Annotated in this window: 22 protein-coding genes; 14 read left to right on the top strand and 8 right to left on the bottom strand. The window is 70.3% G+C overall.

The window, feature by feature from the left end:
• Positions 1-151: 151 nt before the first annotated feature.
• From ACFQVD_RS38650 to ACFQVD_RS38625, 6 genes are all read left to right on the top strand, one after another.
• Entirely contained in the window at positions 152-466 is a 315-nt protein-coding gene (locus ACFQVD_RS38650; protein WP_343977430.1) for a hypothetical protein, read from the top strand.
• 750 nt (positions 467-1,216) lie between these two features.
• On the top strand, positions 1,217-1,543 hold the full coding sequence (locus tag ACFQVD_RS38645) for a hypothetical protein (RefSeq protein ID WP_343977433.1): 327 nt from the start codon (positions 1,217-1,219) through the stop codon (positions 1,541-1,543).
• A 739-nt stretch (positions 1,544-2,282) separates the two neighbouring features.
• Positions 2,283-2,663 (top strand): hypothetical protein, encoded by a 381-nt coding sequence (locus tag ACFQVD_RS38640; RefSeq protein ID WP_343977436.1) that lies wholly within the window; start codon positions 2,283-2,285, stop codon positions 2,661-2,663.
• 586 nt (positions 2,664-3,249) lie between these two features.
• Complete coding sequence (locus ACFQVD_RS38635; protein WP_343977439.1) at positions 3,250-3,552, top strand: hypothetical protein; 303 nt, start codon at positions 3,250-3,252, stop codon at positions 3,550-3,552.
• A 60-nt stretch (positions 3,553-3,612) separates the two neighbouring features.
• Positions 3,613-4,242, top strand: coding sequence for a TetR/AcrR family transcriptional regulator (locus ACFQVD_RS38630; RefSeq protein ID WP_326644512.1), 630 nt, complete (start codon positions 3,613-3,615; stop codon positions 4,240-4,242).
• A gap of 109 nt (positions 4,243-4,351) precedes the next feature.
• Positions 4,352-4,582: a DUF3107 domain-containing protein gene (locus ACFQVD_RS38625; RefSeq protein WP_343977446.1), complete on the top strand. Its 231-nt coding sequence runs from the start codon at positions 4,352-4,354 to the stop codon at positions 4,580-4,582.
• An 807-nt stretch (positions 4,583-5,389) separates the two neighbouring features.
• Here the strand turns inward: ACFQVD_RS38625 and ACFQVD_RS38620 are convergent.
• Positions 5,390-6,028: a ferritin-like fold-containing protein gene (locus tag ACFQVD_RS38620; RefSeq protein ID WP_343977449.1), complete on the bottom strand. Its 639-nt coding sequence runs from the start codon at positions 6,026-6,028 to the stop codon at positions 5,390-5,392.
• 369 nt (positions 6,029-6,397) lie between these two features.
• On the opposite strand from ACFQVD_RS38620, the gene ACFQVD_RS38615 reads away from it, so the two are divergent.
• The 3 genes from ACFQVD_RS38615 (at position 6,398) to ACFQVD_RS38605 (ending at position 10,198) form a co-directional block, all read left to right on the top strand.
• Positions 6,398-8,236, top strand: coding sequence for a DEAD/DEAH box helicase (locus ACFQVD_RS38615; protein ID WP_343977452.1), 1,839 nt, complete (start codon positions 6,398-6,400; stop codon positions 8,234-8,236).
• 102 nt (positions 8,237-8,338) lie between these two features.
• The gene (locus ACFQVD_RS38610; RefSeq protein WP_343977455.1) at positions 8,339-9,211 is read left to right on the top strand and encodes an alpha/beta fold hydrolase; all 873 of its coding nucleotides are present in this window, start codon (positions 8,339-8,341) and stop codon (positions 9,209-9,211) included.
• 69 nt (positions 9,212-9,280) lie between these two features.
• Positions 9,281-10,198, top strand: a complete 918-nt coding sequence (locus ACFQVD_RS38605; RefSeq protein ID WP_343977457.1) for an oxygenase MpaB family protein — start codon at positions 9,281-9,283, stop codon at positions 10,196-10,198.
• A 15-nt stretch (positions 10,199-10,213) separates the two neighbouring features.
• On the opposite strand, the gene ACFQVD_RS38600 is transcribed toward ACFQVD_RS38605, so the two are convergent.
• From ACFQVD_RS38600 to ACFQVD_RS38590, 3 genes are all read right to left on the bottom strand, one after another.
• The gene (locus tag ACFQVD_RS38600; protein ID WP_343977459.1) at positions 10,214-11,122 is read right to left on the bottom strand and encodes a RecB family exonuclease; all 909 of its coding nucleotides are present in this window, start codon (positions 11,120-11,122) and stop codon (positions 10,214-10,216) included.
• A gap of 6 nt (positions 11,123-11,128) precedes the next feature.
• The gene (locus ACFQVD_RS38595) at positions 11,129-11,842 is read right to left on the bottom strand and encodes an MBL fold metallo-hydrolase (RefSeq protein WP_343977461.1); all 714 of its coding nucleotides are present in this window, start codon (positions 11,840-11,842) and stop codon (positions 11,129-11,131) included.
• Positions 11,843-11,918: 76 nt separating this feature from the next.
• Positions 11,919-12,560, bottom strand: a complete 642-nt coding sequence (locus ACFQVD_RS38590) for a DUF6758 family protein (RefSeq protein ID WP_364151111.1) — start codon at positions 12,558-12,560, stop codon at positions 11,919-11,921.
• 74 nt (positions 12,561-12,634) lie between these two features.
• Here ACFQVD_RS38590 and ACFQVD_RS38585 point away from each other — a divergent pair, with 74 nt between their 5' ends.
• The gene (locus tag ACFQVD_RS38585; protein ID WP_343977467.1) at positions 12,635-13,033 is read left to right on the top strand and encodes an NUDIX hydrolase; all 399 of its coding nucleotides are present in this window, start codon (positions 12,635-12,637) and stop codon (positions 13,031-13,033) included.
• A 17-nt stretch (positions 13,034-13,050) separates the two neighbouring features.
• Here the strand turns inward: ACFQVD_RS38585 and ACFQVD_RS38580 are convergent, their stop codons facing one another.
• Together ACFQVD_RS38580 and ACFQVD_RS38575 are read right to left on the bottom strand one after the other, a co-directional pair.
• Complete coding sequence (locus ACFQVD_RS38580; RefSeq protein ID WP_386273511.1) at positions 13,051-16,167, bottom strand: hypothetical protein; 3,117 nt, start codon at positions 16,165-16,167, stop codon at positions 13,051-13,053.
• Positions 16,168-16,611: 444 nt separating this feature from the next.
• Positions 16,612-17,553, bottom strand: coding sequence for an HpcH/HpaI aldolase/citrate lyase family protein (locus ACFQVD_RS38575; RefSeq protein ID WP_343977473.1), 942 nt, complete (start codon positions 17,551-17,553; stop codon positions 16,612-16,614).
• A gap of 159 nt (positions 17,554-17,712) precedes the next feature.
• Here ACFQVD_RS38575 and ACFQVD_RS38570 point away from each other — a divergent pair, with 159 nt between their 5' ends.
• Both ACFQVD_RS38570 and ACFQVD_RS38565 read left to right on the top strand, forming a co-directional pair.
• Complete coding sequence (locus ACFQVD_RS38570; protein ID WP_343977476.1) at positions 17,713-18,285, top strand: biotin transporter BioY; 573 nt, start codon at positions 17,713-17,715, stop codon at positions 18,283-18,285.
• A 60-nt stretch (positions 18,286-18,345) separates the two neighbouring features.
• Positions 18,346-18,711, top strand: a complete 366-nt coding sequence (locus tag ACFQVD_RS38565; RefSeq protein ID WP_343977479.1) for a hypothetical protein — start codon at positions 18,346-18,348, stop codon at positions 18,709-18,711.
• Here the strand turns inward: ACFQVD_RS38565 and ACFQVD_RS38560 are convergent.
• Positions 18,686-19,630 (bottom strand): EamA family transporter, encoded by a 945-nt coding sequence (locus ACFQVD_RS38560; protein ID WP_343977482.1) that lies wholly within the window; start codon positions 19,628-19,630, stop codon positions 18,686-18,688. The genes ACFQVD_RS38565 and ACFQVD_RS38560 overlap by 26 nt on opposite strands.
• 139 nt (positions 19,631-19,769) lie before the next feature.
• Between ACFQVD_RS38560 and ACFQVD_RS38555 the strand changes: the two genes are divergently transcribed.
• Positions 19,770-20,999: a magnesium transporter MgtE N-terminal domain-containing protein gene (locus ACFQVD_RS38555; protein WP_386273506.1), complete on the top strand. Its 1,230-nt coding sequence runs from the start codon at positions 19,770-19,772 to the stop codon at positions 20,997-20,999.
• Positions 20,992-21,471, top strand: a complete 480-nt coding sequence (locus ACFQVD_RS38550) for a DUF1003 domain-containing protein (protein ID WP_343977485.1) — start codon at positions 20,992-20,994, stop codon at positions 21,469-21,471. The genes ACFQVD_RS38555 and ACFQVD_RS38550 overlap by 8 nt, the downstream gene beginning before the upstream one ends.
• Before the next feature lie 56 nt (positions 21,472-21,527).
• Here the strand turns inward: ACFQVD_RS38550 and ACFQVD_RS38545 are convergent, their stop codons facing one another.
• The gene (locus ACFQVD_RS38545) at positions 21,528-23,447 is read right to left on the bottom strand and encodes a Xaa-Pro dipeptidyl-peptidase (protein ID WP_343977488.1); all 1,920 of its coding nucleotides are present in this window, start codon (positions 23,445-23,447) and stop codon (positions 21,528-21,530) included.
• Positions 23,448-23,494 lie beyond the last annotated feature (47 nt).

Below are 23,494 nucleotides of genomic sequence, written 5' to 3'. Positions count from 1 at the left end.
GCAAAAGGATTCGATCTCCGTTTATTAGCAGACATGCGAGGAAATCATGACAACCAGGGATGGCCCATCACTCACCATCTCCGGTAATTCCCGACTGATTTCGGCAAGTGCCGAAAATCGGGGCAACCGATCCTTTCAAGGGGGAAACGCAATGCCCAAGTTCAAGAGTGTCCTCGCAGGGCTCGCGATCAGCACGGCGCTGGCCGGCGGAGTCGTCGGCATGGGCGCAGCGACCACCGTCACCAGCGCCAGCGCGATGACCACCGCGGTCACCTCCGTCGCCTTCCCGACCTGGGGCGGCGGCTGCGGTCGCGGCTGCGGTTGCAACCGCTCGCACTGGCGCCGCAGCCACCACCGCTTCAGGCTGATCATCAACAACCACAACAACAACGACAACCACCTGGACAACGACAACCGCAACGACCGCCTCGTGCCCGTTCTCACCCAGCGCGACGAGCGGGAGTAGCAGGCCTCTCGATCACGGACCGGGGCCGCACACCCCGATGGGGGCGCGGCACAACCGGAACATGAGGCCACTCACGGTCGAATCCGCGATCTCAAGCGGCTTCGAAACCGTAACGGAGCGACAGGGTCCCGGTATTCGCCATGATCATTTTCTCTCACCGAGAGACCGTGATCAGAAAGCGAAAACGGGAGGCTGAGGAGAAATCCTCAGGCCCCTGACTCCAACGCAGTGCGAGTTCTCATTTCTCAGGAATCACAGCGGGGCCCCGCGGTTCTCGAACCGCGGGGCCCTCGCCCATGCGCCCGGCCTCCGGCACGCCACCCTCCCCGCCCCGCCGCCCCGCCCCCCTTCACCGTCACCCTTCCCCACCTCGACACCGGCGTACGAAAGCGGCCTCACGGCGCCCGCCCACGCGACAGCGGGACGCCCCGGAGACGACCTCGGCCGGACCACCCAGGAAGCGGGCGAGGGCCCCCGGCGCATCCCGCCCCGCTCCTCGGCAGGCCCCGACTCCCTTCCACCACAAATGCGACATTAAGTGCATTTCACTTTAAATTCATCAATAAGGGTTCGACGTCGACGATAAATATCTAAGGGGATAGCAAAAGCCTTCGATCTCTGTTTATCAGCAGACATGCAAGGAAACTATGACAACCAGGGATGACTCATCATCGATCATCTCTGGCTTTTCCTATTTATTCGGGAAATTCAGAAAATTAGGGCAACAAATCCTTTCAAGGGGGAAACGCAATGCCCAAGTTCAAGGGTGTCCTCACAGGGCTCGCGATCAGCACGGCGCTGACCGGCGGAGTCGTCGGCGTAGGCGCAGCGACCACCGTCACCAGCGCCAGCGCCAGCGCGATGACCACCACGGTCACCGCCGCCGCCTTCCCGACCTGCGGCGGCGGCTGGGGCCGCGGCTGCGGCTGCTGCGGCGGCTGCCGCTCGACCCACCGTCACACCCGCCACCGCTTCAGGCTGATCATCAACAACCACAACAACAACGACAACCACCTGGACAACGACAACCGCAACGACCGCCTCGTGCCCGTTCTCACCGAAGGACGCAGGGACTAGCACCGGACCCGAGTCGCACGCCCCGATCGGGGCGCGGCACGGCCGACGGCCGAAACCACACGGCCGGACCCGCGGTTGTGAGCGGCTCCGGAACCGTAACGGAGCGACAGGGGCCCCGCGTTCGCCACGACCACCGCTTCTCACCGGGAAACAGTGGCCGAACAGCGAAACGGAAAGTTGAGGAGAAATCCTCAGGACCCTGACGCCGACACAGTGCGATTTCTCATTTCTCAGGAATTACAGCGGGGCCCCACGGTTTTCGAACCGCGGGGCCCTCGCCCATGCGCCCGGTCGCCGACATGTCACCTCGCCCGCCGTTCTCATCGCCCGCCTTTCCTCACCTCGGTGCCCGCGCACCAGAACGGCCCCCGCGGCATCCCCCCATATCAACCGGATCCGGACAGCGGGACGCCCCGGAGACAACCTCGGCCCCGACCACCCGGGAGGCCGCCGAGGCCCCTGCCGCACTCCGCCCTCCCACCGCACCCGACGCCCCCCAGCACCAAAGCACAAATGCGACATTAAGTGCATTTCACTTTAAATCCATCAATAAGAGTTCAACGTCGACGATAAATATCTAAGGAGATAGCAAAAGCCTTCGATCTCCGTTTATCAGCAGACATGCAAGGAAACTATGACAACCAGGGATAGCCCATCACTAGCTATCTCCGGTAATTCCCGACTGATTTCGGTAAGTGCCGAAAATCGGGGCAACCGATCCTTTCAAGGGGGAAACGCAATGCCCAAGTTCAAGGGTGTCCTCGCAGGGCTCGCGATCAGCACGGCGCTGACCGGCGGAGTCGTCGGCATGGGCGCAGCGACCACCGTCACCAGCGCCAGCGCGATGACCACCACGGTCACCGCCGCCGCCTTCCCGACCTGCGGCGGCGGCTGGGGCCGCGGCTGCGGCTGCGGTGGCAGCAGCTGCCACCGCCGTTTCAGCCACAAGCGCTTCAGGCTGATCATCAACAACCACAACAACAACCGTAACCACCTGGACAACGACAACCGCAGCCAGCGCTTCGAGCCCATTCGCGAAGAGCGCCGCCGCGAGCGCGACAACGACGGTCCCGGCAACGGTCCCGGCAACGGCGACCTTGGCACCCCCCCGGTCTCCTAGTCACCTGGCCGGGGGCGCGTGCCCCGATCGGGGTGCGGCACGGCCGGCGGCCGAAACCACACGGCCGGATCCGCGATTGTGAGCGGCTCCGGAACCGTAACGGAGCGACAGGGGCCCCGCGTTCGCCACGACCACCGCTTCTCACCGGGAAACAGTGGCCGGACCTCGAATACGGGAACTTGAGGAGAAATCCCCAAGCTTCTGTCTCCCAACACAGTGCGAGTTCTCATTTCTCACGAATTGCAGGCGGGGCCCGCGGTTTTCGAACCGCGGGCCCCGCTGTGGTACCCGACCTTCCACCGCTCTCCCCCGAATGCCGGCCGCGCGGCCCCCGTCCCCCTCCCGGCCATCTCGATACCGACGCGCCCCACCTGGTCCAGCCCCTTTGACCACTTATCGTACACATGTTCTAAATAAGGGGTAAAGCATCGTCAATGCGGCAGGTACCGCCATGGGCAATCCGATGCCGCGTCTTTCTCGGCGCGCGGCATCCGAGGTCGTACGCTGGGCGTTGTCCGACGTTTGCAGGAACCGGGTCAGGACAGGAAACGTGCCAAGGTCCGGATGACGACAGGGGATGTCAGACATGAACCCGCACGGCGACAGAGAGCATGGGAGAACGGTCGACGATCCGTCCGAGGAGATCCCGATCGAGACACCCGAGGCCGACGCCGCCGAGCAGCGCCGGTCGGCACGCGAGGGCGGCTCCGACTCCTCCCCCGACCTCTCCGCGGAGGCGGAGGTCGACCCCGCGGACGCCGCCGAGCAGAATCGGACCGCGCGTGAGGAGGACGAGGAGTGGCCCGATACCGTTCCCATGGAGGCCGACCCCGCCGACACCTTCGAGCAGCGACGCACGATCGAGCTCGATGAGGACGATTATCGCTGACCCGAGTTACCCGCGCGTAGGATGGCCCCAGACGCCAGGAGTTTCACCCGAGGAGACCACGTGACCGCTACCCCGGACGCCAAGCCCCGGGGCACCCGGCTGCCCCGGACAGCCCGCCGCCGCCAGCTGCTCAGCGCGGCGCAGGAGGTCTTCGTGGAGAACGGCTACCACGCGGCCGCGATGGACGAGATCGCCGAGCGGGCCGGGGTCAGCAAGCCGGTCCTCTACCAGCACTTCCCAGGCAAGCAGGAACTCTATCTGGCCCTGCTCGACCTGCATGTGGACGACCTGATCACCCGCTGCCGCGACGCCCTCGCCTCCACCACCGACAACAAACAGCGTGTCCAGGCCGCGATCGGCGCGTTCTTCGACTTCGTCTCCAGCCAGGGTGAGGCCTTCCGGCTGGTGTTCGAGTCGGACCTGCGCAACGCCGCCCCGGTCCGCCAGCGCATGGAGCGCAACCTCCGGGAGAGCGCCGAGATGATCAGTCAGGTCATCCAGGAGGACACCGGCTGCTCCAGCGACGAGGCACGCCTGCTGGGCGTCGGGCTGGTCGGGATGGCCGAGGTCAGCGCGCGTTACTGGATCAGCAGCAACGGCTCCATCCCCAAGGACGCGGCCACCCAGCTCATCGCGCGCCTGTCGTGGCGGGGCATCTCCGGTTTCCCCCGCACCGTCGCCGACCACTGAGAACGTCCCGTGGCCACGGGACTTCTGTTCGCTTGGCGCGATCAACCCGCGCGTCGAACCTTCGATGGGGTGACCATGGGACGAGCAACCCTCATCGAAAGGGAGCAGGATGGAAATCAAGATCGGCGTACGTTCCGTGCACCGTGAACTCGTAGTGGAGACCGACCTCACGGCCGAACAGGTCGAGAGTGAGATCAGCGCCGCCCTCGCGTCCAGCGCCGGTGTCTTCACCCTTACCGACGTCGGTGGCCGGAAGGTCATCGTCCCGATCGCGTCACTCGGCTTCATCGAGATCGGTGGGGAGGCGATGCGTCCCGTCGGCTTCGGCGGCACGCTCTGACGGATTCCGCGGCTCGCGCCAGATCGTCGTCCCTCGCCGGCACGGCGCGGTCCGCGGATCTGGCGTGAGCACCGGCGCCGGGCGACCCACCCCTCACGGAGAGCGCGAGGGCGCCGGACGGCCCGGCACACGTCTCGCCAGGCTCAGAAACGCTCGTTCCCCCATGTTCCCGGGCACTCGTCCCGCTCGCCGAACCCGCAGCAGCGCGGACGTCTGACCCGGCGGAGATGCTCCCGGCCCCGGCCGACGGCCGGGCACCCCGCGCCTCCTCTGCGTAACACGGGACGCGAGGTCCAGCGGTTCGGCCCACATCTCGTCAAGGAACTGCCATAGCGGCGCGAGGCCCTCATGTCTCGCACGCTACCGGAATCGTCCGTGGTGCTCCGGCGTTTACGCCGGAGGTGAAGCGGACTCTCGCGCGTAGCGGGCAGGGAAGCTGTTTCGCCGCCAAGGCGGAACAGCGTGTAGTACCGTGATCGCCGTCAGGTGCCGCCGGGCGGGAACGCGGGCCGGAAGGCTCGAAAGCCTGTGGAGACCCGGTAAGACCACTTCGGTGGCACAGGTCGGTGAAACAGGAAGCCACAGAAGTGCCGCATCGGCGGCACAGGCTGAATCTTCGGCATTCATGCCGAAGAGCGCGTCAACGCTGTTCGGCGCCCCACGCGTCTTGATCCGCGGGACCGGTTCCCCTGCTCCGCCCCCGGCGAACAGGCCCCGGGCCGGTCCAGCGGCTACTCCAGGAGCGGAGGACAGGCCCCGGACAGGGGGGCCTGCCCGGTCCCCACGCCGGAGCCCGGAGCCTGCGGTTCACAGCCCCAGAGCGGCCATCCGGTCGCCGTGCTTCTCGGTCAGCCGGGCGAACATCCGGCCGATGTCCTCCCCCGCCGCCTCCACCAGCAGTGCCGCGAGCTCCGGTCTGGCCGCGGCCACGTGCTGTCCCTGGCTCAGCGCCTCCCCGACCAGCCGCCTGGCCCACAGCGCCAGCCGCCCCGCCTGCTTGGGGTCCTCCTGAAGCGCCGCGCCGACCCTCTCGACGGCGAACTGCGACCGTCCCTCGTCGGCGAGAACCTCCTCGACGAGGTTCCGGGTCCGGTCGTCCACGCCGACTGCCGCCTCACGGTAGAAGTCGAGCGCGATCCCGGTGCCCACATACGCCTTCACCAGAGCCTCCAGCCAGTCCCCGGGAGCGGTCTGGGCATGCCAGTCGTCCAGTGGCCCCACGAAGGGCGCCATCGCCTCCTCGGGATCCACCCCGAGGTCGGCCAGCCGGTCGCGGAGCAGCTCGAAGTGCGCGTACTCGGCCGCCGCCAGGCCGCCGAGGGCCGCCCGATCGGTCAGTGAGGGGGCATGCCGCGTGGCGTCCTCGGCGAGCCTGAGGAACGCCGTCAGCTCGGCGTAGGCGAGAACGCCGAGCAGGTCGGAGACACCGGGAGGGGAATCACTCATGGACGCAGCCTACGATCTGATCGACCTCGCGATTCACCGGGAATACGAAGAAATCGGTTCTCCGTTGTGGTATCGAGTACACTGCTCTGTGAAAGTGCGACCGCACCGTGTTAATCCGGGATATCCACTCCCGGACGCCCCCAAAAGTCGGCGTGACGCCGCAGCGGTCGCTGATGACATGAGAAGGCTGGACCTTCCGCGAGGACCCGGCACGGGGAACATGTTTTCTGCCCGTGGTCCCGGCAGTCCTGCCTTCAACGGAGATTTAGGCAGGCCAAGCTGACGACGTTCCGAGACCTCGGAGTCACCCCAGAGATCGCCGATGCCCTTGAGACCGAGGGCATCATCGCGCCGTTCCCGATCCAGGAAATGGCACTCCCCCTGGCCCTCAACGGCCAGGACATCATCGGCCAGGCGCGCACCGGCACCGGCAAGACCTACGCCTTCGGCGTGGCGATGCTGCAGCGTGTCGGCAAGCCGAGGAAGAACCGCAAGAAGCCCCGCGGGCTGGTCGTGGTACCGACCCGTGAGCTCGCCGTTCAGGTCACCGAGGACCTGGTGACGGCGGCCGGAAAGCTCGGCTCGCGGATCCTCACCGTGTACGGCGGGCGCGCCTACGAACCCCAGATCGAGGCGCTCAAGCAGGGCGTCGACGTCATCGTCGGCACCCCGGGCCGCCTGCTCGACCTGGTCAAGCAGAAGCACCTCGACCTCAGCCAGATCGGGACCCTCGTCCTCGACGAGGCCGACCGGATGCTCGACCTGGGCTTCCTACCCGACATCGAGCGCATCATCAAGCTCATCCCGGCGGAGCGGCAGACGATGCTGTTCTCCGCGACCCTGCCGGGTGAGATCGTCGCCCTGTCCAGGCGTTACCTCACCCGCCCCACCCACGTGCGGGCCGAGAACAACGACGCCGAGGCCGAGGCGACCCCGCAGACGACCCAGTTCGTCTGGCGCACGCACCGGATGGACAAGATCGAGATCGTCGGCCGCCTGCTGCAGTGCGAGGGCCGTGGACTCACCATGATCTTCTGCGAGACCAAGCGCGCCTGCGACATGGTCGTCGAGCAGCTCAAGGAGCGCGGCTTCGCCGCCGCGGCCGTCCACGGCGACCTCGGCCAGGGCCAGCGCGAGCAGGCCCTGCGCGCCTTCCGCAACGGCAAGATCGACGTGCTGGTCGCGACGGACGTCGCGGCGCGCGGCATCGACGTCGACGATGTCACCCACGTCGTCAACTACGACTGCCCGCAGGACGAGAAGGCGTACGTGCACCGGATCGGCCGTACCGGCCGGGCCGGCAAGACGGGCGTCGCGGTGACCTTCGTCGAGTGGGAGGACCTCACTCGCTGGAAGGTCATCAACAACGCGCTCTCGCTCCCCTTCCCCGAGCCGGTCGAGACCTACTCGACCTCCCCGCACGTCTTCAGCGATCTGGGCATTCCCGAGGGCACCAAGGGCGTGCTGCCGCGCGCCAACCGGTCCCGGGCGGGCCTGGCCGCCGAGGAGGTCGAGGATCTCGGCGAGACCGGGCGAATCCGCTCCCGCTCTCCCCGCAAGGGGCGCGAGGACGATCGTGAGGAGCGTCGTGAGCGTCCGGCACGTACGCCTCGCGAGCGCCGTCGCACCCGCGGTGGCCGTACCAGCGAGGAGATCTCCGCGCCGGTCACCACCGAGGAGGTCCAGCCGGCCGAGTCCCCTGTCGTCGAGATCGCTGAGGTGGAGACGGACGTGGCCCCCCGCAAGGACAGCCGTGACGACCAGTACACCGCCGAGGCCGCGCCCCGCCGGGGCCGCGCTCGCCGGGCCGGGCTGAATCCCGAGGTGAGCCTCGTCGGGAAGTCAGAGGCTCCGGCTCACCCCGACTCCACGACGGACGAGCCGGTCCGCAGGCAGCGCCGCGCCAGGCGTGAGCAGGTGGCCGAGGTCCCCTCGTGGAGCGGGGAGCCGGTGGCGGAGTTCGCGACGGGTGGAGAGGACGACGCCGTGGCCGAACATCGGGACGACGAGCCCGCGGCGGAGGTCTCCAGGCCTCGGCCGCAGCCTGAGAAGATCATTCCGCCGAGCCCGTTCGCGGTGATCTTCAAGTCTCCGGACCTGGCGTCGGACGACGACGAGATCGCCCCCTCGGCGGCCTCCGAGCGCGTGCAGAGCCGCCGCCGCCCGCAGACCCGCGGCCAGCAACGAGGACCTCGCCGTCCGAACTAGTGGTAACAACATCAAAAGGGGCGCGACCCTACCGGGTGGCGCCCCTTTTCGCGCTCCCGGACGCACGGAGCGATGTCGTCAAGAGAGGTATCGTGGGGCCACGTGAGTACGCCGCGTTTTCTGACCATGCCTCCTGGCGTCCGCTCTCGCCAGATCGAGACGGCGGTGGGCACCTTCGCCGCACTGGAGGCCCTGCCCGTCAGCGGCATTCCCGAGCGCTGGCCGGCCCTGCTGGTCCCCGGTCTGACGGGGAGCAAGGAAGACTTCATCGCGGTGCTGCAGACGCTCGCCCAGTCCGGCCGCCAGGTCATCGCGATCGACATGCGAGGCCAGTTCGAGTCGAACGGCCCTGACGACAGGAGCGCCTACAGCTGCGCCGCGCTCGGCAACGACGTCGACGTCCTGGCCCAGGTGATCGGCCACGGAGGCCCGGTCCACCTGGTCGGCCACTCCTTCGGCGGCCTGGTCACCCGGGAGGCGGTCATCGACGGCCGTACCCGGTTCGGGTCCTACACGCTCATGAGCTCCGGGCCCGCCGCGATCGTCGGGCCCCGCGAGCGCGCGGGCCGCATCATGCTCTCGGAACTGCCCGACCTCGGGCTGGAGCACCTGTGGCACAACCGGATGGAGCCCGAGGCCCTGTCCGCCGGGGTCTCCGACGAGATCATCGCCTTCCTGCGCAAGCGGCTGTTCGCCAACTCGCCCACCGGCATGTACGCGATGACCGAGGAGGTGCTCTCCGCGCCTGACCGGTGCGACGAGCTCACCCAGGTCGATGTCGCCACCCTGGTCCTGTACGGCGAGCACGACGACGGCTGGCCGCCGCGTATGCAGTCGGAGATGGCCCGCCGGCTGGACGCCGACTGCGTGGTGGTCCCCGGCGCGGCCCACTCCCCCGCGGTGGAGGCCCCGGAGACCACGGCCGCCGCGCTCATCCGTTTCTGGAACGCCGCGGAGAGTCGGCCGAGAAGCTGACCTGGGATTTCCCGCTGCCGGGACCCCTGTTGGACGGAGCGTCGAATGCCATGTAATGATTCACTTACTATGGCGAGCATCGAAGACATCGTCGTCCAGCCTCCGCACACCGCGACCTGGCTGGTGCACATCGACCGCTCCATGTGGGTCGGCGGGGTCCGCGGCCTCATGCTCCAGGCCCTGCATCCCCTCGCGATGCGTGGCGTCTGGCAGAACTCCAACTTCCAGCAGGACCCGTTCGGAAGGCTCCGCCGCACGGCGGACTTCGTGGGCAGGGTCACCTTCGGCAGCCCCGCGGAGGCCGACGAGATCGGCCGCCGCGTCCGGGGAATCCACCGGCGGCTCCGCATCGACGACCCCGACACCGGCCGCACCCACCGGGTGGACGACCCGGAGCTGCTGCTCTGGGTGCACTGCGCGGAGGTCTCCTCCTACCTGACCGTGGCACGCCGGGCGGGCCTGGGGCTCAGCGACCGTCAGGCCGACCGCTACCTGGCCGAGCAGCGCCGCAGCGCCACCTACGTCGGCCTGCACGCCGAGGACGTGCCCGGCTCCCTGGCGGAGCTGGACGACTACCTCACCTCGGTCCGCCCGACGCTGCGGGTCACCCCCGAGGCCGCCTCCACCGTGCGCTTCCTGCTCTGGCCGCGACTGCCCGCCGAGCTGCGTGCCCTCACCCCCGGCAAACCCGCCTACTTCCCCTTCGGCGCGCTCTGCTACTACTCGCTGCCCGACTGGGCCAGGCAGATGTACGGCGTGCTGCCCGAGGTGCCGCCCAGCACGGTGACCGCCGCGCTGAGGGCGTTCCGGCTGACCATGAACTCGCTTCCCGAACACGTCCACGACCGGGCGTTCACCCCCGGCACCCGCGAGATGCTCGGTGCCTCCCGCGAACGGCTCGCCGCCGCGGGTTACGACCTGGGCAAGGGGCTCAAGGGGCTGACCGACCCGCGCCGCTGGCCGGACCTGCTGCCCCGCGCCGCCTGACGGCGCGCCGCGCGGTCAGTCCGCGAGGGCGTCCCACGGCTCGCGGTCGCCGCTCGCGGCCTGGCCCTCGGGGCAGTGGCGGCGAAAGTCGCACCACGAGCACAGCGGGCCCGTACGGGGCGGGAAGGAGGCGTCGACCTCGGGCGGCACCGGTGGCGGGGTCCGGCCGGTGCCTCTGGTCCGCGACGCGGCCGAGCCGGTCCCGCCGGGACGGGCGGCCGACCATGCCCGGTAACGCTCGTCGGCCTCGGCGGCCTCGACGGCGATCTCCTCGGCTCGGCCGAGGTGCCGGGCCAGCGACTCGTCGGTGTGCTCCCACTCCACGACGGAGGCGGTCGGCAGGTGATGGAGCTCGACCCGGTGGCAGGGGCGGTGCATCATCGCCGAGGAGGCGATGGCGTAGACCGCCAGCGCGAGCGAGGAACGGGCGTCGTCGGTGGTCAGCGGGCGCCTGCCGGTCTTGTAGTCGACCACGACCAGTTCCTCACCGCGCCGGTCGAGCCGGTCCACCCGGCCGGAGAGGGCGACGACGGAGGTGCGCGTGGCGACCGTGCGCTCGACGCCGACCGGCTCCGCGGCGGGGTCGAGACCCGCCACGTATCCCCGGACCATCTCCCTGGCCCGGTCACGCCAGGCGGCCGACTGCTCCGCGTCGCGGAACCCCTCGCCGATCCATCCCCTGGTGAGCAGGGCGGCGGCGACCTCGGGCGTACGCAGCTCGTACGGCTCGCGCCACCAGGCGGCCAGGGCGTTGTGCACGCTGACGCCCACGCTGTTGTGCGCCCACGGCGGACCCTTCTGCGGCGCGGGCCGATCCAGGTAGGTGAACCGGTAGCGCCGGGGGCAGTCCAGCCAGCTGTTCAGCCGCGACGGCGTACAGGCATACAGCCGCCGCGGCATGCCGTCCAGGGGAAGCTGGTCCATCGGGGGCTATTCGTCCCGGAGGTTCAGCCGGATCCCCGCCGCGCGCGTGCCATCGGTCAGCGGCCCCTCCTCCTGCTCCTGCGCCCCTCGGGTCAGCGAGCCGGAGAGCCAGGCGTCGAACTGAGGCTCCAGGTCGCCGATCGTGGTCTCCTCGCCGTGCGCGGGCAGCACCCGGGTGGCGTGCGGCAGGGTGAACAGCCGTCCCCCGATGGCGGTCAGCTGGTCGGCCAGGGCGGGATACTCACCGCCGACCCTGCCGGGGCCGTCGGCCTGGAGGGTCTTGCCGGTGAAGACCGCCTCCAGAGCCTCGCAGTAGAGCGAGACGCCACCGTGGGAGATGCCCGGGGTGGACATGACCTCCAGCTGGACACCGCCGACCTCGAACAGGCCCTCGTCCTCCATGTCGATGTCCGGCCAGGTGTCCGGCCAGGTCAGTCGCCACAGCGGCCTGTCCTTGGGGTGGAGGGCGATCACCGCCTCGTCTCTGGCCGCGACCTCGATGGCCGCGCCCACGTGGTCGGGCAGGCCGTGGGTGCAGATGATCGCCAGCACCTCCCGCTCGCCGACCTTCTCCAGGATCGCCTCCGCGTCACGCGCGGGGTCGATGACGATGACATCCTCGTCGTCACCCAGGATCCACGTGTTGTTCTCGACCTTGTGCTCGACGCCGTCGACATCGACGACGCCCTCGGTCACCACTCGCTCGATACGCGCTGTCACGCTTCCGAACTTTACTGCCTCCATCCGCCCTCCGGTCCGGACGGAACGGTCAAGGGTTCGAATACCGAGCGGGCGGTCAGGAGGCCGGGGCCTCCAGGCGCGGGGAGAACGCCCCGAAGGGCAGGTCGAGGGCCTGGTCGTGGTCGCGCAGATCGCGCAGGGACAGCTCGGCCAGGGTCATCAGGTAACCGGCCTCGGCGGGCCACACGACCGCCCAGAGCCAGTTCCCCAGCGCCTCACCCACGTAGACGGCCCGGTCACAGGCGGCGGTGACGCACCACAGGGCGGCCGGATGGCCCTTGACCTCGATCTTGGCGTGCGGCGGGCCCTGGTCGAAGCCGGTGCCCGGATCGGTGCTCTCCAGCCCGGCGAACGCCGCGCCGAGCCCGACCCCGGGCTCCTCCGCGATGAGCAGCAGATCGGCGGGCCCGTAGGTCAGCGAAGGTCCGGAGACCGCGACCACCGTGGCCCGTACGCCGCTGCGCTCGTCGCCCACGTGGGCGAACCCGGTGACCAGCCATCCCGTGGGCAGCGGCCACGGGACCCAGACGGGGACGCGGGAGATGCGGGTGATGGCCTCCACCGCGGCGGCGGAGGGAGGTATGGGTGGCTGGAACGGCAGCACATCACCGTGGGGGCCGCATCTCCAGGAGCTTGACCAAGCACTCGGCGGACGTAGCGGGCCGAAACAGCGTGGGCATGTAGGGGCGGCTTTCACGCCTACCCACGCTGCTTCTTCGACGGCCCATCCGTCAAGAGGCCTGGTCGTTATCACGCCGTAATGTTGTTCACGTGCGCGTAAATTGTGTGGGGGCGATCATCCTCGACGACTCGGGGCGGATGCTTCTGGTCCGCCGCGGCCGGCCACCCGGGATGGGGTTGTGGTCCGTCCCCGGCGGCCGGGTCGAGCCCGGCGAGTCCGACCCCGAGGCGGTCATCAGAGAGGTTCTGGAGGAGACCGGCCTGACCGTCGTCCCCGGGCGCCTGGCCGGAACCGTCGACCGCCCCGGCCCCGGCGGTGCCGTCTACGAGATCCGCGACTACCTGGCCGAGGTCTCCGGCGGCACGCTCTCCGCCGGGGACGACGCCGCGGACGTCCGCTGGGTCACCCGCGCGGAGCTACCGCGGCTCCCGCTCACCCCCGGCCTGCTGGACGCACTGGCCGAGTGGTCGGTCATCGCACGGGAGTGAGCGGCGCGAGGCCCGGCTCACCGTGTCGAGGTGAGCTTGGAGCGCCACAGGGTGAGGTGGTCCGCGCTGTAGGTGGTGGAGCGGCCCAGGGCCACGACCTGGCCGCCCAGGACCGCCACCGCGCCGAGCCACTGGGCCCCGTCACCGTCCAGCCTGCCCTGGCCGGGGGTGTGGAGCTGCCAGTCCAGCCCGTTCTCCGAGGTCCAGGCCGCGCTGTCGCCCTCGCCCGGAACCCCGTGCCAGCCCACGGCCACCACGCCCTCCGGCGTCGCGGCGAGGTCCTGCACGGCGGACGCGGTCTCTCCGGGGAGCCAGGAGAACTCCCAGCTCGTCCCGTTGTCCGCGGACACCGCGCCGAAGGCCCGCCGACCGTCCGCCGTGCTGGCCGTGCCGGCCGCGACGATGTCCCCGCCGTACAGGACCACGTGCCGCAGCCCCGCCGACGTCGCCCCCGGGGGCAGGACCGGCTTGCGCGCGTTCCAGTTGACCCCGTCGGCCGAAACCCAGACCACGCCGGTCTCGCGCTCGGCCGTGCCGGCGCCGCCGACGGCCACGTATCCGGACGAGGTCGCCGAGACGTCGTGCAGCCGCACGCCCGTACCGCCCGCGGGCAGCTTGGCCGCCCTGGAGTAGCGCTTGAGGTCGGCGGAGAACCACAGGACGGGCACGGTGGCGGCGGGGCCGCGGTCCTCACCCGCCATGACGTAACCGGAAGGGCCCGCCGCCACCGCGTGCGGGGCGAGGAAGTCGTGGTCGCCGGCCGGGGCGAGGGAACCCAGCACCGCGACCCTGCGCCAGTTCTCGCCGTCGGAGGAGGTGAGCAGCAGCGGTTCGGTGGAGGAGGCGTCGGTCATCGTGCTGCCCGCGGCCAGCCAGCCCCGCCTGCCGTGCGCGACGTCGGCGAGCGCCTGCCGCCTCGGACCGCCGAGGAGCTGCGCCGGGCCGCCCGCCTGCCAGCTCTGGCCGCCGGGGCTGCTCCAGATCCCGGCGTCGCCCGAGACGGCACCCACCGCGACGAATCTGCCGTCGCCCGCGGCCACCCTGGCCGTCTCGCGGGCGGCTCTGGCCAGGCCCTCGATCCCGCCCAGGGAGACCGGCCTCGGTTCTCCGCCCTTGGGCGCGGTGATGAGAACCACCCTGTTGTCCACGTCGGCGGCGCGCTCGTCGCCGCCGACGACGAGCGCGCCGGTGTCGGACAGGGCGAGCGCCCGCAGCGAGCCGGGTACCTCGCCGAGGTCTGTGGTCTTGCTCCAGTCCCGGCCGTCGGGGCTGGTGTGGACCGTGTAGCGCTCGAAGCCGGATTCGACGACCGCGGCCACCCCCGCCGAGGAGGAGGCCAGCCGCCTGACGCCGGAACCGTCGGACCCCAGGCCGGTGATGGTCCCGCAGGCCTTCCAGTCGGCGCCCTCGGGCGAGCAGTAGACGCGGACCTCGCCCCTGTCGCTGCGCTGCTGGGTCGGCACGAGGACGAACCCCCCGCCTGCCACGGCCAGCGCGCCCGGCTCGGGTATGACGTCGTTGAGCGCGGTGCCGGTCCGCTGCCAGCTCCCGCCTCCGTCGGCCGAGCGCAGGATGACCGAGGTGGACTGCCCCTGGGCGGGGTCCGCCAGTGCGACCACGGCGTTCCCCTTGGCGACGACCGCCTTGATGCCCCGCACCTTGTCCGGCATGCCGATCTCCCGGGTCGCCACCCGTTTCCAGGCGCGCCCGTCGGGCGAGACCCAGGCGACGGCCCCGGTGGTGCCGTCGTCCAGCACGGCCGCGCCGACCGCGACGAAGCCCGAGTCGGTCCTGGCCAGGTCCATGATCTTGTCCCCGCGCGCGAAGGCGTCCAGCTCGGCGGGGTCGACGGCGGTCCAGCTGTAGCCGTCGGAGCTGGTCCACAGGCCGTGCCCCGAGCCGAGGGGGTCGTTGCCCGCCGCCAGCCAGCGGCCGTCACCGCCCGCCACCCGGCCCACCGTGGTCGGCCCCGTCTCGTACCCCACCGGGCCGACCATCCTGCCCAGCTGCCAGGTCGTGCCGTCGTCGGGAGAGACCAGGAACAGCGGCCTGGGTACCGGGCTGGTGGTGTCGCTGCCGACCGCGACCATGACGGAGCCCACCGAGGCCACCGCGTTGAGAACCTGGTTGGAGCCGTTGCCGCCGACACCGGCCCGCGGCACGAAGTTCTCGTCACCCGAACCCGCCTCGTCGCCGACCAGCCGGAGACCGGTGGCGAACGGGCTGCTCACCCACCCCCACAGGGCCAGGCCGCCGCCGACCGCGACGGTGAGGACCATGACCATCAGGAACGGGATCACCAGGCCCCTGCCACGCCTGCGCCTGGTCGGGCTGGACCGGCGTACCGCGGAGGGCGCGGCGGCCGAGCGGTGGTGCCGCCCGCCGTTGGGGCCCCGCCTGCCGGGCGGGCCCTCCGCGACGAGCAGGTCGGGCCTGGCGGGCCTGCCGCCGGGCGGGCGCCCCACCCGGCGTACCGGCTCGAAATCGTCCTCGACGGGCGTGCCGGGCCCCTCGGTCTCGGACGCCGGATCCGATTCGGAGGTCGGCCCGGGTTCCGGGGTGGGCACAGGTTCCGGCGTCGCCGGAATGCTCGGTCCCATCCTGATCCGGTCCTCGGGCATGGGCGGCGGGGGTGCTGTCCGCCCGTCCTCGCCGCGCTCGCGGGCCGGCCCCGAGGCGACCAGGCGGTCGGGCCGGTCCGCCCTCCTCCTGCCCCTGCGCTCGGGCGTCGGCCCCGAGGCGACCAGGAGGTCGGGGCGGTCCACCAGGCGCGGGCGCCCTCGCTCCGGTGTGGCGTGGCGGCCCTGACCCGTCCCCCGCTCCTCCACGGGCTCCTCGGCGAGGTGATCGGTGGCGGGCTGGTCGGCGGCGGGGGAATCCGGCGGAAACGGCTGCCCGGCGGGCTGGGGGGTGGGGGCGTAGGGCTGGGCGTACGGACGGCGCCGCTCGCCGCCGAGTCCTTCCGGGCGGGCCCGGGGCGGCTCGCCGTCGTCCGGGGTCGGCGCCGCGAACGGCGGGAGCATCCACGGGGAGGCCATGGAGAGCCCGCGCGTATCGTCGCCGGAGGGGCCTGGCGGGGAGTGCTGGATCGTCGGTGGGGACGCGTGTGGCTCCTGGGACCTGCCTGCACGCATGGCATCGTCGTGAACGCCGCCGTCATCCGCCGGCCACTCTCGCGAGCGCGGGTCGTGGGGGCCCGAGGCCACGCTCAGCACCTCCTCGCAGGAAGCCCGTTTCAGCCCGGGGTCACCACCCCGGACCGTTCCAGTCGTCTCCGTAACGGTAGGCCGCAACCCCTACGGATGCGGCAAATCGCACGCGACCCTACTACTACCCCGTTCTCCGGAAACGATCACCTCCCGCGGCCGACCGGCCGGACCTCGGCCGTACACAGTCAAGAGCAACACGTCCCGGCCGCGATGACGAGACCTCTCTAGTCAGATTTATCAATCCGGCACCCGGATTATCATCATTTGTCCATAAAAATCCTGAAACACACCAGCCCGCTGAGCCCCATGGAGGAACCCCCGGCTCACCCGCGCCCGCCACCGCGGCGCACCGGCAGGTGATCGCCGGTGTCAGGCCGTGGGCGGGGTGAAGGCCGTGGTTCGCGCGAGACCGGCGGCCCTGCCCTTCGCCGCCACCACCAGCGCCATCTTTCTGGACGCCTCGTCGATCATCTCGTCGCCGAGCATGACCGCGCCGCGCCTCTCGACCGTCGTGTAGTACTCGTACGCGTCGAGGATCAACTCGGCGTGGTCGTAGTCCTCCTGCGACGGCGAGAACACCTCGTTCGCGGCCTCGATCTGGGTCGGGTGGAGCACCCACTTCCCGTCGAGCCCCAGCGCCGCGGCCCGGCCCGCCACCCGGCGGAAGCCGTCCAGGTCCTTGATCGCCAGGTAGGGGCCGTCGATGGCCTGCAGGCCGTGCGTCCGGGCGGCCATCAGGATGCGCATCAGGATGTAGTGGTAGGCGTCGCCCTCGGTGTAGCCGGGCGGCTGCTCACCGACCACCAGGGTCCGCATGTTGATCGAGGCCATGAAGTCGGCTGGGCCGAAGACGAGCGTCTCCAGGCGCCGGGACGCGCCGCCGATGGCGTCCACGTTCACCAGGCCCTTGGCGCTCTCGATCTGAGCCTCGATGCCGATCCTGCCGACGGTGAGGCCGTTCGCCTTCTCGATCTGGGTGAGCAGCGTGTCGAGCCACATCACCTGGGCCGCGTCCTCCACTTTGGGCAGCATCAGGCAGTCGACGAACTCCCCCGCGCCCTCCACGATCTCGATGACGTCGCGGTAGGTCCACTGGGTGCCGAGGTCGTTGACCCTGACGACCCTCGTCCTGCCCGACCAGTCGCCCTCGCGCAACGCCGCCACGATGTTCTTGCGCGCCCCCTCCTTGGCCAGGGGCGCGACGGAGTCCTCCAGATCGAGGAAGACCTCGTCCGCCGGGAGTCCCTGGGCCTTCTCCAGGAATCGGGGGTTGCTGCCGGGCACCGCGAGACATGAACGCCGAGAACGCATGGGCACACGCTAGCGCCCGCGGGAAAGCAGACCGGCGGCCGGGCGGCGCTATGGCGTCCGCACAAAGACCTCCCGCCGTTCTTGGCGGCGATCTCGCAGGGCTTTTGCCGGAGATCTCAGAAGAATGTGCGACAAGAACCTGCAAAGGAGACACCCACCATGGCAAACGCCTCCGCTGTGAACAGGCCCGCCGTACTGTCCGACCTCATCCCGGGCTCCCGTGCCCGCGACGTCGCGCTCGTGGTCGGCGGCGCCGCCCTGACGGGCCTGGCCGCGCAGCTCAGCTTCCCGCTGCCCGGCTCACCCGTCCCGGTCACCGGTCAGACCTTCGCGGTCGTACTGGTCGGCGCGGCCCTCGGCATGAACCGCGCGGCGCTCAGCATGGCGCTCTACATGCTGGCCGGTCTCGCGGGCTTGCCGTGGTTCGCCGGCGGCACCTCCGGCTTCGGCGCGTCCTTCGGGTACGTCATCGGCTTCGTCGCCGCCGCGGCCGTGGTCGGCAGGCTCGCCGAACGCGGCGGCGACCGCACCGTCCCGCGCACCGTCGGCACGATGATCGTGGGCAACCTGGTCATCTACGCCTTCGGCCTGCCGGTCCTCGTCGCCGTCGCCCAGACCGACCTCGGCACCGGCATCGCGGTGGGTGTGCTGCCCTTCCTGCTCGGCGACGCCCTCAAGATCGCTATCGCGGCCGGGCTGCTCCCGGCCGCCTGGAGGCTCTCCCGGCACTGACCTCACGGCGCGTACGGCCTGTACCGCCCCATAGGGAGGAACAGGCCGTACATTCGTCCTATGGGTGTGATCGAGGAGGGCGCCAAGAAGTCGGGCGTTCTGTGGCTGTCGCTGGACCGGCCCCGGCTGGCCTGGCACACCTGGCACGACGGCGCGATCTACTTGGTCACCGGCGGGGGCGAGCAGCCGCTGCCGGGGCTGGCCGAGGCCGGTGAGGTCCGGGTGACACTGCGCAGCAAGGACAACGGCGGGCGCCTGGTGGCCTTCGACGCCAGCGTGGAGGTGATGGACCAGACGAAGGCCGCCGACGCGGTGGCCGCGCTCGCCAAGGAGCGGCTCAACGCCCCCGACGGCGCGAGCCTGGTGGCGCGCTGGGCCACCGGTTCCCAGGTGATCCGGCTCATCCCACGGGAGCCGGCTTCCTGACCTCCGGCACGGCCACGGGCGGCACGACCGTGGCCCGCTGGGCCAGGTAGGCGCCGATCAGGACGATCACGCCACCCGCGATCTGGAAGGGTCCGAGCGCCTCGCCCAGCAGGATCCAGGCGACCACCGCCCCGGCGATGACCTCGAGCGAGGCGACGGTGGAGCCGATCGCGGCCGACAGGCGGCGTACCGCCAGCACGCCGAGGATGTAGGCGATGACCGTGGCGACCACGATCAGGCAGGCCAGCGCCGCGGCCACCGGCAGCGAATAGCCGCCCACGGGTGTGGCCGTCCCGCCGAACGCCTCCCAGGGGATGTTCCAGGGCTGGGAGATCGGGACGAGCGCCACCGCGGCGCCGAGCAGCCCCCAGGCGACCAGCCCGAGCGGATCGATCTCGTCGCCGAAGCTGTCGTTGAGCAGGAAGTATCCGGTGCAGCACGCCGCCGCGGCGAAGGCGAGGAGCAGCCCCACCGGGTCGAGGGCGAGACCCGACCAGACCTCCACCACGATGCCGAGGCCGAGCACGGCGACGGCGGCTCCGGCGAAGGCCGCCCGCGGCAGCCGTACCCGCCGGACGAACCGTACCCAGAGCACCACCAGCACCGGTGAGGTGTACTCGATCAGCAGGGTGACGCCGACCGGCAGCCGGGTGATCGCCGCGAAGAAGAGCGCCTGCACGCCGGCGACCGCGATCACCGCGTACGCCGCGAAGAACGGCAGCCGCGAGCGCGGGATGCGCAGGGCCGAGGGCCGGGCCACCGCGAGGACGCCGACGAGCAGCAGCCCGGCGCCCGCCATGCGTACCCAGACCGCCTCCAGCGGGGCCAGCCCGGCCGCGCCCACGTATTTGGCCATGGGGCCCGAGAAGGCGAAACAGAGGGACGACGCGAGCGCGATCAGCAGTCCTGCACGTCTCATGAAACACCATTCCCGTAATTACCGTTATGCGACTTTGATGCTGTCATGTTGGGATACCGGCCAGCAAATCGAGTCCGGCATGTGAGCCGGGGAGCGTGGCAGCAGCCGGTAGGCCCGAGACGCGGCCTACGCTTCAAATGTGAGGATCTTCATCGCGCGTCTCGCCGGCACCCCGGTCTTCGACCCCGCCGGGGACCAGATCGGCCGGGTCCGTGATGTGGTGGTGGCCATCGCCGGCAGCGCGCCGCCGCACGTGCACGGGCTGGTCGTCGAGGTGCAGCCACGGCGCCGGGTCTTCCTGCCGATCACCCGGATCCGGTCCGCCCAGACGGGTTCGGTGGTCTTCAGCGGCCGGCTCAACATGCGCAGGTTCGAGCAGCGGGCGACCGAGACCCTGGCCGTCGCCGAGTTGCTCGACCTCGGCGTGGAGGTCGGCGGCGAGCGGATGACGGTCCTTGACCTGGCCATGGAGCAGACCAGGCGTGCCGAGTGGCTGGTCACCAAGGTGGCGGTGGTCCCGAGCACACCCGGCATCGGACTGCGGCGGCGCGGCGCGACCAGAGTCGTCGACTGGGCCGAGGTCCACGGCTTCGGCGCCGTCCAGAAGGACCAGGGCGCCGCCAACCTGCTGGTCGCCTTCGAGTCGATGCGCGCCGCCGACCTGGCGGGGGCACTGCACGACTTGCCGGACAAGCGGCGGGTGGAGGTGGCGGCGGCCCTTGACGACGTACGGCTCGCCGACGTGCTGGAGGAGCTTCCCGAACGGGACCAGATCAGCATTCTGAGCAGGCTCTCCCCCGAACGGGCCGCGGACGTGCTGGAGGAGATGAACCCCGACGACGCGGCCGACCTGCTGCAGGACCTTCCCGCAGAGCAGGCCGAGGCGCTGATGGCGCTGATGGAACCCGAGGAGGCCGCGCCGATCAGACGGCTGCTGATCTACCCGGAGAACACCGCGGGCGGGATGATGACGAGCGAGCCGGTGGTCCTGCCGCCGAACGCGACGGTCGCCGAGGCGCTGGCCAACATCCGCCAGCGTGAGCTCACTCCCGCGGTGGCCGCGCAGGTCTACGTGGCCAGGCCGCCCATCGAGACGCCCACCGGCCGCTTCCTCGGCCTGGCCCACTTCCAGCGGCTGCTGCGCGAGCCGCCGTCGACACTGCTCGGCAGCATCCTGGACACCTCCCTCGACCCGATCAGGCCGGAGTTCACCCTGAACCAGGTGACCTTCTACCTGGCCAACTACAACCTGGTGGCGGTTCCCGTGGTGAACGAGGCCGGGCGCCTGGTCGGGGCCGTCACCGTGGACGACGTGCTCGACCACCTGCTGCCCGAGGACTGGCGCGAGCAGGAGGACAGACATGGCTGACCGCCTCGACCAGCCAAGACAGCCCGGCCTGCGGCTCCGCCCGCACTACGACCCGGAGGCGTTCGGGCGGCTCTCCGAGCAGATCGCCCGTTTCCTCGGCACCGCGAGGTTCCTGGTCTACATGACGGTCTTCGTCACCGTCTGGGGCCTGTGGAATGCCTTCGGCCCCCCGTCCCTGCGGTTCGACCCCTACCCGTTCATCTTCCTGACACTGATCCTGTCCCTGCAGGCCTCGTACGCGGCGCCGCTGATCCTGCTCGCCCAGAACCGGCAGGCCGACCGTGACCGGGTCCAGAACGAGCACGACCGCAGGGCCGCGGAACGGAACCAGGCCGATCTGGAGTACCTCGCCCGGGAGGTCGCCGCGCTGCGCATGGCGGTCGGCGAGGTGGCCACCCGCGACTACATCCGCTCGGAACTGCAGCGGCTCCAGGAGGATCTCCAGGAGCCGCGAACGTCCACGGAGGCGTGAAAGACGGGTCGCGCGCCGGGTGTCCCCGGCGCGCGGCCCGCGCGAACCTCCGCGGTCTAGAAGAACCGGTTCTCCGGCACCGGCAGGTCCAGTCGTGCCGGCCCCTGCCACCTGGACGTGTCCTTCGGCACGTCGGCGCCGCCGAGGGTGCTGACCACCAGCGGGATCACGACCTTGCTCTCCGCCAGGTCGACGGTGACGTTCGCGCCGGTGGCCCGCTCGGCGCTGTAGGTCGAGTCGGTGCCGGCGATCACGAGGGCCAGCCTGTGTCCCTTCTTGAAGACGTACTCCTGCGGCAGCGTCTCCCAGCTGACCTTGCCGTACGTGCCCGGGGGCAGCGGCGAGGGCTCGCTGAGCGAGTCGCGGTTCTGCACGTCGATCCAGCCACGGGCGACGATCTCCAGTGGCCGGGTGGCCCGGTTGGTGACGACCTGCCGGTAACAGGCGTCGTCGGAGGCCGTGCTCTCGCCGTGGCAACTCTCCTCGGCGACCGTGGTGATGCCCTGACCCCGCCGCCAGTCGATCCGGGTGTCCTCGCCGAAGTCGACGAGGAGCGCGGTCAGGTTCGAGGTGGGCTTGTCGAGCGCGACGCGCAGGTCCACCACGGGCGTGCCGGACAGCCGCAGATCCAGCGGCAGCTCGCCGGTGGTGAAGGCCACCCGCCCCGGCTTGACGGTGCCGACGTCGGCCACCATCGCGTCCTCGGACTGGCGGATGTCGGTGAACGTGGCGGTCTGCCCTCTCCTGGCCGGGACCAGGCCGAACGAGCCGTCGGCCGCGGGGCGGAAGGGAACCTTCAGGGAGAGCGGGGCGGGCCAGTCGCGCTGGGTGATCCAGCGGTCGAGGCTGGTCTGCACGTCGGCGCGGGGCTCGCGCATGACGCCGTTCTGCACGCCGAGCAGCCAGTGGTCGAACCAGCGGTGCAACGTGTCGACCCAGAGGTCACGACGGCCCTCGAAGTCGAAGGGGTCGACGTGCTGGTACTGCCCGACCCAGATCTTGCGGGGCACGTTCCGGCCGGCCAGCGCCTGCCACCACTTGGAGAAGTTGTCGGGCCTGACGTTGAGGTCGTTGACCGTGTGCACGGCGAAGACGCTGGCACGCACCTTGGAGACATCGGCCATCGAGCCCGCGATGTAGTCGCGCTCGGCCCAGAAGCCGTTGTAGTCGCCGGTGTCGTCGCCGTCCTCGGCGTCCAGCCGCGCCCGCACCGCGGCGCACTTGGCCTCGGGGTCGGTGTCGACGTAGTTCCCCAGCCACGACATGTAGTCGTAGTTGTAGACCACCCCGTTGGAGCGCTGGTACCTGTACCAGGAGCTGATCGCCGAGATCGGCACGATGGTCTCCAGCCCCCGCACGCCGGTCGCCGCCACGGCGTTGGCCAGCGTGCCGTCGTACGACTTGCCGATCATCGCGGCCTTGCCGGTGGTCCAGTCCGCGACCGCGGGCGTGCCGTCGGGACGGTAGGCGGTGGCGCGGCCGTTCAGCCAGTCGATCACGGCCTTGCCGCCCAGCACGTCGGCCTGCCCGCCGACGTCGGGACAGCCGTCGGACCTGGTGGTGCCGATCATGTCGACATTCAGGACGGCGTAACCGCGCGGCACGAAGTAGTTGTCGTAGAACAGCGGGAATTTCACTACGTTCCCGGCGGCGTCGTAGACCTTCCGCTCGGCCTCGTTGCCCCGGCCGGAGTTGTCGTAGTACGGACTCTCATCGATGATCACCGGTACCTTGAGCCCGGGGCCCGATTCCTTCGGCCTGATGATGTCGACACGGACCCGGTCCGGCCTCCCATCGGAGTCGCTGTCGACACTCGACTCGACGTAGACGTGCTCGCGGACGGCGTCGGCGTAGGAGAAGACCGGCTGGGTCCGCCCCTGCTCGACGGTGAGGGATGGCCGGGTGGCCGCGTGGGCTGGGGTGACGCCCGTCGCGAGAACCGCGAGGACGATGAGGGCTGCCCGTAACTTCGGCAAGCGGAGCCTCCAGAACAACTAGGGAAACATCCGCAATATCAATCTTT

The sequence above is a fragment of the Streptosporangium amethystogenes subsp. fukuiense genome, assembly GCF_042665875.1.
Lineage (GTDB): Bacteria > Actinomycetota > Actinomycetes > Streptosporangiales > Streptosporangiaceae > Streptosporangium > Streptosporangium fukuiense.
This window is presented reverse-complemented; position numbering and strand designations above follow the sequence as displayed.

Excerpts from the sequence above, each read along its gene's own strand:
- ACFQVD_RS38605 (WP_343977457.1), top strand. The coding sequence starts at position 9,281 with ATGGCGAGCATCGAAGACATCGTCGTCCAGCCTCCGCACACCGCGACC.
- ACFQVD_RS38570 (WP_343977476.1), top strand. The coding sequence starts at position 17,713 with ATGGCAAACGCCTCCGCTGTGAACAGGCCCGCCGTACTGTCCGACCTC.
- ACFQVD_RS38650 (WP_343977430.1), top strand. The coding sequence starts at position 152 with ATGCCCAAGTTCAAGAGTGTCCTCGCAGGGCTCGCGATCAGCACGGCG.
- ACFQVD_RS38645 (WP_343977433.1), top strand. The coding sequence starts at position 1,217 with ATGCCCAAGTTCAAGGGTGTCCTCACAGGGCTCGCGATCAGCACGGCG.
- ACFQVD_RS38575 (WP_343977473.1), bottom strand. The coding sequence starts at position 17,553 with ATGCGTTCTCGGCGTTCATGTCTCGCGGTGCCCGGCAGCAACCCCCGA.
- ACFQVD_RS38580 (WP_386273511.1), bottom strand. The coding sequence starts at position 16,167 with ATGCGTGCAGGCAGGTCCCAGGAGCCACACGCGTCCCCACCGACGATC.
- ACFQVD_RS38640 (WP_343977436.1), top strand. The coding sequence starts at position 2,283 with ATGCCCAAGTTCAAGGGTGTCCTCGCAGGGCTCGCGATCAGCACGGCG.
- ACFQVD_RS38560 (WP_343977482.1), bottom strand. The coding sequence starts at position 19,630 with ATGAGACGTGCAGGACTGCTGATCGCGCTCGCGTCGTCCCTCTGTTTC.
- ACFQVD_RS38565 (WP_343977479.1), top strand. The coding sequence starts at position 18,346 with ATGGGTGTGATCGAGGAGGGCGCCAAGAAGTCGGGCGTTCTGTGGCTG.
- ACFQVD_RS38550 (WP_343977485.1), top strand. The coding sequence starts at position 20,992 with ATGGCTGACCGCCTCGACCAGCCAAGACAGCCCGGCCTGCGGCTCCGC.
- ACFQVD_RS38625 (WP_343977446.1), top strand. The coding sequence starts at position 4,352 with ATGGAAATCAAGATCGGCGTACGTTCCGTGCACCGTGAACTCGTAGTG.
- ACFQVD_RS38600 (WP_343977459.1), bottom strand. The coding sequence starts at position 11,122 with ATGGACCAGCTTCCCCTGGACGGCATGCCGCGGCGGCTGTATGCCTGT.
- ACFQVD_RS38635 (WP_343977439.1), top strand. The coding sequence starts at position 3,250 with ATGAACCCGCACGGCGACAGAGAGCATGGGAGAACGGTCGACGATCCG.
- ACFQVD_RS38620 (WP_343977449.1), bottom strand. The coding sequence starts at position 6,028 with ATGAGTGATTCCCCTCCCGGTGTCTCCGACCTGCTCGGCGTTCTCGCC.
- ACFQVD_RS38615 (WP_343977452.1), top strand. The coding sequence starts at position 6,398 with ATGGCACTCCCCCTGGCCCTCAACGGCCAGGACATCATCGGCCAGGCG.